Here is a 10,042-nt window from a genome sequence, read left to right as displayed (position 1 = left end):
TGGTCGGCTGCTCTCGCTTTTGCCTTTGCCGCCCGGCCATTGGCCCAACTGCCGAGCATGGCTCGGCACTACAGATCCCCATCACCTGTTTGTCGTACCCGGCACTTGCAGTTATGCGCATTAGTAGTAATACTACTAACCATGGACCTGACCGACACCCAGCAGGCGATCCTGCAGTTGATTGCCGAGCGTATCGAGAGCGAAGGCGCACCGCCGTCGCAGACTGAAATCGCACGTGCGTTCGGCTTCAAGGGCGTGCGCGCGGCCCAGTACCACCTGGAAGCCCTGGAGCAGGCCGGTGCGATCCGTCGCATCCCGGGCCAGGCTCGCGGCATCCGCCTGGTGCAGGCACCGCCGGTCGAAAAGCTCGCCGAGCCGGGCCTTCCGGACAGCGTGCTGCGCTTGCCGGTGCTGGGCCGGGTCGCTGCCGGCCTGCCGATCGGTGCCGACATCGGCTCCGACGATTTCGTGGTGCTGGACCGGGTGTTCTTCTCGCCGGCGCCGGACTACCTGCTGAAAGTGCAGGGCGACTCAATGATCGACGAGGGCATCTTCGACGGCGACCTGATCGGCGTACACCGCACCCGCGACGCCCGTTCCGGGCAGATCGTGGTGGCCCGCATCGATGACGAGATCACCGTCAAGCTGCTGAAGATCGCCAAGGACCGCATCCGCCTGCTGCCGCGCAATCCCGATTACAAGCCGATCGAGGTGCTGCCGGACCAGGATTTTGCGATCGAAGGCCTCTATTGCGGCCTGCTTCGGCCCAATCGTTGACCCGCTCCATAGTGCATTACCCCGCGGTCTTTTGTGGCGATTCTCTGGTTCCACTGAGGTTGGTACGGATGTCCGATAATTCCTTTAAGAGCGCCGGGCAGAATCTCAGCCTGTGCGATACGTCCGACTTAAAGTGAACCCATGGCAAAGAAGACCCCCAAAGACAGCACCCCCAACGACATGACCTCTGCAAGGACCAATACGATGGACGAGAACAAGAAGCGGGCCTTGGCTGCTGCTCTGGGCCAGATCGAGAAGCAGTTCGGCAAGGGCTCGGTGATGCGCATGGGCGACCGTGTGGTCGAGCCCGTCGAAGCCATCCCGACCGGTTCGCTGATGCTCGACATCGCACTGGGCATTGGCGGTCTGCCGAAGGGCCGTGTCGTTGAGATCTACGGCCCGGAATCCTCGGGCAAGACCACCCTGACCCTGCAGGCCATCGCCGAATGCCAGAAGATGGGCGGTACCGCAGCTTTCATCGACGCCGAGCACGCGCTTGACCCGATCTACGCCGCGAAGCTGGGCGTGAACGTGGACGACCTGCTGCTGTCGCAGCCGGACACCGGTGAGCAGGCGCTGGAAATCGCCGACATGCTGGTCCGTTCGGGCTCGGTCGACATCCTGGTGGTCGACTCGGTCGCCGCGCTGACACCGAAGGCCGAAATCGAAGGCGAAATGGGTGACCAGCTGCCGGGTCTGCAGGCCCGCCTGATGAGCCAGGCGCTGCGTAAGCTGACCGGCAACATCAAGCGTTCCAACACCCTGGTGATCTTCATCAACCAGCTGCGCATGAAGATCGGCGTGATGATGCCGGGCCAGAGCCCGGAAACCACCACCGGTGGCAACGCGCTGAAGTTCTATGCCTCGGTCCGCCTGGACATCCGCCGTATCGGTGCGATCAAGAAGGGCGATGAGATCATCGGCAACCAGACCAAGATCAAGGTCGTCAAGAACAAGCTGGCGCCTCCGTTCAAGCAGGTGATCACCGAGATCCTGTACGGCGAAGGCATCAGCCGCGAGGGCGAGCTGATCGACATGGGCGTGGATGCCAAGCTGGTCGAGAAGGCCGGCGCCTGGTACAGCTACGGTGAAGAGCGCATTGGCCAGGGCAAGGACAATGCCCGCGGCTACCTGCGCGACAACCCGACCGTCGCCGCCAAGCTCGAGGCCGAGCTGCGTGAGAAATTCCAGCCGGCCGAAGCGGCCCGCGAGGAAGGCGACGACGAAGGCGACGACGAGTAAGGCTTGCTGTGGGGCAGGGCGGCGCCGTCAGTGACGTCGCCCTGTCCCGCAGGATCGAATCGCCCAGGGATGGGCAGGGCGCCAAGGACGGCGCCACCCTTGGAGCACCGATGTCCGACGCCGAAGACATTCCCACCGGCCGCAAGCGCCGGCAGCGTGAGCAGACTCCCGTCCAACGGGCGCTGGGCCTGCTGGTCCGCCGCGAGCACTCGCGCAAGGAACTCACCCGCAAGCTGACCGCCCGTGGCATCGAAGACGAAGCCGCGCAGGCCGCTGTCGCCAAGCTGACCGAAGCGGGCTGGCAGGACGACACCCGTTTTGCTGAGAACCTGGTGCGGATGCGCGCCAATACGGGTTATGGCCCGATCCATGTCCGCGCCGAGCTGGGCACCCATGGCCTGGACAGTGCCGCGATTGCCGCGGCGATGGACAGTTACGATGGCGACTGGCAGGAAAATGCCCGTGATCTGGTCCGCCGGCGCTTTGGCGAGGCCGGTCCGCAGGACCTGACGCAGCGGCGCAAGGCCGCCGATCTGCTGGCCCGACGGGGCTTCGACGGCGACAGCATCCGCCGTGCGACCCGCTACGACCCGGATGACTGAGACTGGCGGCGCCGGGCCTGATACCCTTTAGGTTTTCGGCGCTCCCTCGCGACCCTGGCCAACACGGCCGGTGGTCCGGGTCCGCCGGCCCGCAGACTGCCAGCCCCCAATGAACGCATCCGCCAAATTCACGACATCCCAGATCCGCAGCGACTTCCTTGAATTCTTCAAGGGCAAAGGCCACACCATCGTGCCCTCGGCGCCGCTGGTGCCGGGCAATGATCCGACCCTGCTGTTCACCAACTCCGGCATGGTGCAGTTCAAGGACGTGTTCCTTGGCGCGGAGAAGCGTAGCTACGTGCGCGCGGCCGACGTGCAGCGCTGCCTGCGCGCGGGCGGCAAGCACAACGATCTCGACCAGGTCGGCTACACCGCACGCCACCACACCTTCTTCGAAATGCTGGGCAACTGGTCGTTCGGCGACTACTTCAAGAAGGACGCGATCGCCTGGGCCTGGGAGCTGCTGACCCAGGTCTGGAAGCTGCCGGCTGAACGCCTGTTGGTCACCGTCTACCAGACCGATGACGAAGCCTACGAGCTGTGGCGCGACATGGTCGGCGTACCGGAAGAGCGCATCGTGCGCATCGGCGACAACAAGGGCGCACCGTTTGCCTCGGACAACTTCTGGCAGATGGCCGACACCGGCCCGTGCGGCCCGTGCACCGAGATCTTCTACGACCACGGTGACCATATCGCCGGTGGCCCCCCGGGTTCCCCGGATGAAGACGGCGACCGCTTCATCGAAATCTGGAACCTGGTGTTCATGCAGTTCGACCGCCAGCCCGACGGCACCCTGGTGCCACTGCCGGCGCCATGCGTGGATACCGGCATGGGCCTGGAGCGCCTGGCGGCGATCCTGCAGCACGTGCACACCAACTATGAGATCGACCTGTTCCAGGCGCTGATCCGCAAGGCCTCCGAGCTGACCGGCACCGCCGACCTGGAGAACAAGTCGCTGCGCGTGATTGCCGACCACATCCGCGCCTGCTCGTTCCTGATCGTCGACGGCGTGCTGCCGTCCAACGAAGGCCGGGGTTACGTGCTGCGCCGTATCATCCGCCGCGCCCTGCGCCACGGCTGGATGCTGGGCGTGCGCCAGCCGTTCTTCAGCAAGCTCGTGCCGACGCTGGTCGAGCAGATGGGCGAGGCCTATCCGGAACTGCCGGCTGCGGTGGACACTGTCACCCGTGCGCTGCAGGCCGAGGAAGAGCGTTTCGCCGAAACCCTCGATGCCGGCATGAAGATCTTCGAAGACGTGGCCGGCAAGGCCAGCAATGGCGTGATCCCGGGCGTTGACGCCTTCCGCCTGTATGACACCTATGGCTTCCCGCTCGACCTGACCCAGGACATTGCCCGCGAGCGCGACCTGACCGTCGACATCGCCGGCTTCGATGCCGCGATGGAGCAGCAGCGCGAGACCGCGCGCGCCGCCGGCAAGTTCGGTGGCGGCGTGACCCTGCCAGCCGAGCTGGTGGCGACCCTCAGCCCGACCCAGTTCCTGGGCTATGACCGCCTGCAGGCCGACGGCCTGAGCGTGCTGGCCCTGCTCAAGGACGGTCGTCCGGTGCAGTCGGCCGATGCGGGTGACGCAGTCATCGTCATCACCAACCAGACCCCGTTCTACGCCGAGTCCGGCGGCCAGGTCGGCGACACCGGCGTGCTGACCGGCAACGGCGTGCGCCTGGTGGTGGAAGACACCCAGAAGTTCGCCGGCCAGTTCCATGGCCATGTCGGCACCCTGTCCGAAGGCGGCCTGAAGGTCGGCGACGTGCTGTCCGGCCAGGTCGATGGCGAGCGCCGTGGCGCCACCATCCTCAACCACTCGGCCACCCACCTGCTGCACGCCGCGCTGCGCGAAGTGCTGGGCACCCACGTGCAGCAGAAGGGCTCGCTGGTCGCGCCGGACCGCCTGCGCTTCGACTTCTCGCACTTCCAGCCGATCAGTGCCGACGAACTGGCGGTGATCGAGCGCAAGGTCAACCAGCAGGTGCGCGCCAACAACGCCGCCGAAGTGCACACCATGGGCATGCAGGAAGCGCTGGACTTCGGCGCGATGGCTTTGTTCGGGGAGAAGTACGGCGAGCACGTGCGCGTGCTGAAGATGGGTGACTATTCCACTGAGCTGTGCGGTGGTACCCACGTCAACCGTACCGGCGACATCGGCCTGTTCAAGATCACCTCCGAGGGTGGCGTCTCCGCAGGCGTGCGCCGCATCGAGGCCGTCACCGGCCAGGGTGCGCTGGATTACGTGGACGCCGAAGAGGCCCGCCTGGCCGAGGCCGCTGAACTGCTCGGTGGCAGCGCTGCCGACGTGGTCGAGAAGATCCGTGCCCTCGGCCAGCGCCAGAAGCAGCTGGAGCGCGAACTGGAAGGCGTGAAGGCCAAGGTTGCTGCGGGTGCCACGGCCGACCTGTCCGGCCAGGCCGTCGAGGTTGCTGGCGTGAAGGTGCTGGCCGCCCGCCTGGAGGGCTTCGACGCCAAGGCCTTGCGTGACGCCATGGACCGCCTCAAGCAGCAGCTGGGCGACGCGGTGATCGTGCTGGCCGGCGCCCAGGACGGCAAGGCCGCCCTGGTCGCAGGCGTGAACGGCAGCGCAATGGGCAAGGTCAAGGCCGGGGAACTGTTGTCCCATATCGCCGGTCAGATCGGGGGCAAGGGCGGCGGACGCCCGGACCTCGCCCAGGGTGGTGGCGAGGACGGGCCCGCCCTTGCCACTGCGCTGGCTGCAGTCGTCGAATGGGTCAGCCCCCGCCTGTGATGAACCTGGCCGTCCCCCTCCTTGTAGGAGCGGGACGGCTGACGGTACCATTGCGAATCTTTTCCCTTTGTCGTGGTAGCGCTTCTTGACGGAGCGTCAAGCCGGTGGGGGATACCCTTCCACACGGTTCCATGGAGACTTACAAAAATGTTGATCCTGACTCGCCGCGTCGGCGAAACCCTGATGATCGGAGACTCGGTGAGCGTCACCGTGCTTGGCGTCAAGGGTAACCAGGTGCGTATCGGCATCACCGCGCCGAAGGACGTCGCTGTGCATCGCGAAGAGATCTATCAGCGCATCCAGCGTGGTGATGAAGCCGGTGGCACCGGTAGCGAAAATTCTGCCGAATAACGCTTTACCTTCGCACTCGATTAACGTTATGATTCACGCCCCGCTGAGGTGCAACGCACCAGACGCGGAGAAAACCCCGGAGTGATGCCCGAGTGGCCGAAGGGGCTCCCCTGCTAAGGGAGTATAGGGTCAAAAGCTCTATCGAGGGTTCGAATCCCTCTCACTCCGCCAGATACAAAGAAGCGCCTGCAGATCATCGATCTGCAGGCGTTTTTCTTTGCACGGATGCAGGGTCCCGGCGTGCCATCCAGTGATCATTGAGCGCTGGATGGTGGCCGAATCAGGCTCTCCTCAGAGCTTTAGCGTCACACCCACCTGGAAGCCCCGCCCCGGCAGTGGCGCGATGTATTTCAGTGGCGAGTTGTGTGGACGCGCTTCCTCATTGAGCAGGTTGCTGCCGTTGACGAACACTTCCATGCCGGCGATGTAGCTGCTGCGCACCGGCAGTTCGCGGCTGACCTGCAGGTCAACCAGGTTGAACGCATCCAGCGGGATCTCCTCGCTGACGTTGCGGCCGAGGTACTCCTGCGTGTCGTAGTAGGTGCTCGACAGCTGCGCCTTCCAGCCTTCGCGCTGCCATTGCAGGTTGGCGCCGTAGCGGTTGGTCGGCATGTTCGGCAGGTACTCGCCATCGTTGTGGGCGCGCAGCGGATCGGGGTGGTCGGCCTTGTTCTTCACCAGATCGGCGAAGGCAGAGATGTTCAACGTGCCATAGCGGCCCAGGTCAAGTGCCTGCGATGCGTCGATCTCGAAACCCTTCACCGTGGTGTCGGTCTGCTTCCAGTACTTGAGCGGCAGACGGTTGGCGGTCTGCAGGCCGGAATGGCCGAGGTAGAGATAGTTCTCGTACTTCATCCGGTAAGCAGTGGCCGACAGTTCGAAGCCGCCGATGTGGAACAGGCCGGTCAGCTCCAGGTTCTTCGCGCGCTCCGGCTTGAGGTTCTGGTTGCCTTCTTCCTGGGTCATCACCGAATAGTGTGCGTTGCTGGCATACAGCTCGTTGATCTCCGGTGCGCGCTGCGAGGATGCGTAGCGCACCTTGGCGGCGAACAGAGGACCGAGCTCGACACGGGAGCCCACGCTGTAGCTGTTGAGCCGGTAGGAACGGTCCTGCAGCTTGGTATTGGCGGCGTTGCGTGCGGTCCTGAAGCGGCTGGGCTGCAGCTCGTGGTCGATGCGCTCGTGGCGCACACCTGCATCGAAGGTGGCCCAGCCGACGTCCAGTGCCTCTTTCAGGAACACCGCGTTGCTGCGGGTGTCGACGTCGGGCAGGTAGCGCAGTGAACCGCTGCCGGTGACCTGGCGCGACTGGTGGCTGAAGCCGAGCAGGCCGCTGAGCGGACCGACGCGCTGATGGCTCAGAAGCAGCTCGGCCTGGGAGCTTTCGAAGTCGTAGTCATTGGCCTTGGATGCACCGAGGCGCTCGCCCGACGTGTTGTCCAGCCTGGAAACTCGCAGCTCCGCGCGCTCGAACCACGGCAGCGGATCGCGCAGCAGGGCTTCCAGCGCGTAGCGTTCCTGCTTGATCACCACGCCCACCGGCAGGCCATCGGCATCGTTGGAACCGAACGACAGATTCTGCATCGAGAAGCCCGGCACGCCGTACTCGCTGTCTTTGGCATCGATGCTGACACCCGCGTAGCCACGGTCGAAAAAAAGCGTCGACCCGAAGGCCACCTGCGAGTTGCGTGCGTAGCTGTTGCCCAGCCGGTGATGGTAGTCGGGCGTGACATCGTTGTTGATCTGCTTCTGCACGTACGACGGCGTGCCGGGCACGTAGGCCGGGTTGGCCGGATTGATGTAGGTGCGGCGCTGCCAGACCGAGGTCGGATGGTTGGTGTAGAACGAGAAGTCGCCATCGGCCCAGTCCGGATTTTCGCTCATGAACTGGTCGATGTAGGGCTGCGAGGCCTTGTTGTAGATCTGCTGGACGCGCGCCTCTTTCTGGCAGCTGTCGGCCAGCGCCGAGTTGACGCCGCCGGTCGGCGGGAACAGGCGGGTGTTGCAGACGGCGGCCTTGCTGTTGCCCGGGATGTCGTAGTGCGAGATGCGCTGACGCGAGACCTGCAGGTTGGTCGAGAGGTTGCGCTGGTTGTTGAAGTTCATGCGGAAGCCCTGCGCGTCGGCGGCATTGAAGCCCTTGCGCAGGATCAGTTCCATCGACTGCTCCTTGTCTCCCATGCGGCGCGGGATCAGGCCCGAATCGATCTCCACGCTGCCGCCGATCGCATTGCCGCCATAGCGCACGGCGTCCGAGGACTTGTTGACGGTGACGCTGCGCACGAACAGTGGATCGAACGGAATGTTGATGTCGCCGCTGATCGCGTTCATGCCGAGGATGGACTGGCCATCCTGCAGGATCTGCACGCGGTTGCCGCTGAGGCTGCGGATGACCGGGGCGCCCGCGTTCGGCCCGAAGGCGCTGTTCTGCACGCCGGAGACATGTTCGAGCACGCTTCCGAGGGTACGGTTCTGCGCCTGTGGATTATCGACGGTGACCCGGCTGTCGATGCGCGAGAGCGGGGAGGCCTGTACCTGGAGGGTGGGAAGGGTAGGCGCGTCCGCAGCGTGGGCGGTGTGGACGGCGAACAGGATGGCGGCAGCAAGCAGGTGGCAACGCATGGCAGGACTCGTGACATAGAAGTGAAATGTTATAACGTAACTATTTGTATCGACAAGGACGTGATGAGGCCTTGCCGCCAGACCTGAATCGCGGGAGGCGCGAACGAGGTTGCCGCGCGTTCAGCGCCCTGCCTTGTGCGGGGCCCCGATGCTGTGCACGATCCGAAGCGCTGCGCCCCACAACGCGTCACGCAGCACCTTCTTCACTGGAACGGAGCAACGTATGAAGCTGTTGTCCGCTGTGTTGTTGTGTGCGTGTTCGCTGCCGGCCGGGTCGGCGCTGGCCGTGGAAGCGTCCCCGTCGCCGCTGCTGGGGCGCTGGTCGCTGGACACCGCGACCTCGGCACTACCCGAGGCGCAGCGTCCGAAGCAGGTGGTGCTGGAGTTCAAGGACGCCGGCGGTGGCCGCTGGAGCTCACACGTGGATATCGTCCTGCACGACGGCAAGACCATGAAGTCCGACGGCACGTTGGCGCTGGATGGCACGCCGGGTGCCTTGTCCGGCACCTACGGCGCGGACAAGGCAAACCTGAAACTGCCGGCCCCGAATACGCTGGTGATGCAGTTGGTGGATCACGGGACGCCCGCCTCCACCCGCATCTACACCGTGGCGGATGACCGGGCGACGATGACCGAGACCAAGGCGTTCTACGGCCACGACGGCACGCCGATCCTGCAGACCAATCTGTTCAAGCGCATGCCGTAGCGATGCTGCGTTCACCAGGCTCGCACAACGGGCGTGGTGAACGCAGCCGCCTTACACCGCGGCCGGATCGTGCTTGCCAGTGTCGATGCCGTACTTGTCGACGGTGTCCTGCATCCAGCACGCTGCACCATCACCATCGCGTTCCAGCGGATCATCGCGTTCAGGCGGCGCTCGATGGCCAGGTCACCGGGATGGGGCGGCTGGCGTTCGGGCGGGATGGTATTGACGTAGGCCGTCCATGCGCGGGTATGCAGGTCGCCGTGCTGTTGCGCGTCCAGATCGCTCAGCTGGTCGATCAGGTAGTGCGCGCGTGGGCGGCCACCGGCCTGCATCACCGCCTCCAGCGATTCACACCACTCCCGCGTTTCCAGCGGGTCGGTATCGAAGGGGATCGGGGCTTGGTTCATGACTGTCTCCAGAGCGCGCTGTTTGGACGTCTGCCTGAGCGACAACACCATCAGGGCGCACAGCACTGGAGCGAGGTCGCAACGGCAATGCCGTGACGCGAAGGGCGACCGTGGCGGCCACCGAGAAGACAAGCGTAGGCCTGGCCCCCGCGGCTTCGATAGGGGGCCCGGCTTGGGTCTCTGGCAAGCAAGGGTTGGTGCCGGGCGCCGCATCATGCGCGGATGCACTGCGTACCGCCGCTGATCAGGCCGGGTACAGTCCAGGCAGGAACATCGGGATGACCGCCACGCCGACGCACAGCAGGCACCAGGCGACGATGGGCAGCCAGCGCGCCAGACGCTGGGCCGGTTCTGGTACGCGACCGCCGCCGATCCACAGCAGCAGCGTGAGCACGCCCAGTGCATAGGCGAGGGCGACGATCACCGGATGCACATGGATGACCCGGCTGGGCGGCCACATCCGCTGCTGGTAGGCGGTGGTGTGGGCGACCAGCAGCAGGAACAGCAGGCTGCTGAAGGTGTGGATGGCGGTGCGTGCGTTCATTGCTGGGCACTCCTTGTGCCGGCTGCCAGGACA

The 10,042-nt window shown here is 64.9% G+C and carries 8 protein-coding genes, 1 tRNA gene and 1 pseudogene; 7 read left to right on the top strand and 3 right to left on the bottom strand.

What is annotated here, in order from left to right; translation table 11 throughout:
* Positions 1 to 141 precede the first annotated feature (141 nt).
* From lexA to N5E02_RS07325, 6 genes are all read left to right on the top strand, one after another.
* Positions 142 to 777, top strand: a complete 636-nt coding sequence (gene lexA / locus N5E02_RS07350; protein WP_005416045.1) for a transcriptional repressor LexA — start codon at positions 142 to 144, stop codon at positions 775 to 777.
* A gap of 204 nt (positions 778 to 981) precedes the next feature.
* Entirely contained in the window at positions 982 to 2,019 is a 1,038-nt protein-coding gene (gene recA / locus N5E02_RS07345; protein WP_005416046.1) for a recombinase RecA, read from the top strand.
* A gap of 110 nt (positions 2,020 to 2,129) precedes the next feature.
* On the top strand, positions 2,130 to 2,621 hold the full coding sequence (gene recX / locus N5E02_RS07340; protein ID WP_005416047.1) for a recombination regulator RecX: 492 nt from the start codon (positions 2,130 to 2,132) through the stop codon (positions 2,619 to 2,621).
* 109 nt (positions 2,622 to 2,730) lie between these two features.
* The gene (alaS, locus tag N5E02_RS07335; protein WP_053499106.1) at positions 2,731 to 5,379 is read left to right on the top strand and encodes an alanine--tRNA ligase; all 2,649 of its coding nucleotides are present in this window, start codon (positions 2,731 to 2,733) and stop codon (positions 5,377 to 5,379) included.
* 147 nt (positions 5,380 to 5,526) lie between these two features.
* On the top strand, positions 5,527 to 5,730 hold the full coding sequence (gene csrA / locus N5E02_RS07330; protein WP_004152909.1) for a carbon storage regulator CsrA: 204 nt from the start codon (positions 5,527 to 5,529) through the stop codon (positions 5,728 to 5,730).
* A 78-nt stretch (positions 5,731 to 5,808) separates the two neighbouring features.
* Positions 5,809 to 5,901: transfer RNA gene (locus tag N5E02_RS07325), tRNA-Ser, on the top strand.
* A gap of 120 nt (positions 5,902 to 6,021) precedes the next feature.
* Here N5E02_RS07325 and N5E02_RS07320 read toward each other — a convergent pair.
* On the bottom strand, positions 6,022 to 8,352 hold the full coding sequence (locus tag N5E02_RS07320; protein ID WP_279946126.1) for a TonB-dependent receptor: 2,331 nt from the start codon (positions 8,350 to 8,352) through the stop codon (positions 6,022 to 6,024).
* A 223-nt stretch (positions 8,353 to 8,575) separates the two neighbouring features.
* On the opposite strand from N5E02_RS07320, the gene N5E02_RS07315 reads away from it, so the two are divergent.
* On the top strand, positions 8,576 to 9,058 hold the full coding sequence (locus tag N5E02_RS07315) for a hypothetical protein (protein WP_005416092.1): 483 nt from the start codon (positions 8,576 to 8,578) through the stop codon (positions 9,056 to 9,058).
* Positions 9,059 to 9,171: 113 nt separating this feature from the next.
* On the opposite strand, the pseudogene aceE reads toward N5E02_RS07315, so the two are convergent.
* Together aceE and N5E02_RS07305 are read right to left on the bottom strand one after the other, a co-directional pair.
* Positions 9,172 to 9,465 (bottom strand): annotated as a pseudogene (gene aceE, locus N5E02_RS07310) (pyruvate dehydrogenase (acetyl-transferring), homodimeric type); the annotation flags it as partial.
* Positions 9,466 to 9,709: 244 nt separating this feature from the next.
* Positions 9,710 to 10,009: a hypothetical protein gene (locus N5E02_RS07305; protein ID WP_005416094.1), complete on the bottom strand. Its 300-nt coding sequence runs from the start codon at positions 10,007 to 10,009 to the stop codon at positions 9,710 to 9,712.
* Positions 10,010 to 10,042: the final 33 nt, after the last annotated feature.

The organism is Stenotrophomonas sp. GD03777 (genome assembly GCF_029842485.1).
Taxonomy (GTDB): domain Bacteria; phylum Pseudomonadota; class Gammaproteobacteria; order Xanthomonadales; family Xanthomonadaceae; genus Stenotrophomonas; species Stenotrophomonas sepilia.
This window is presented reverse-complemented; position numbering and strand designations above follow the sequence as displayed.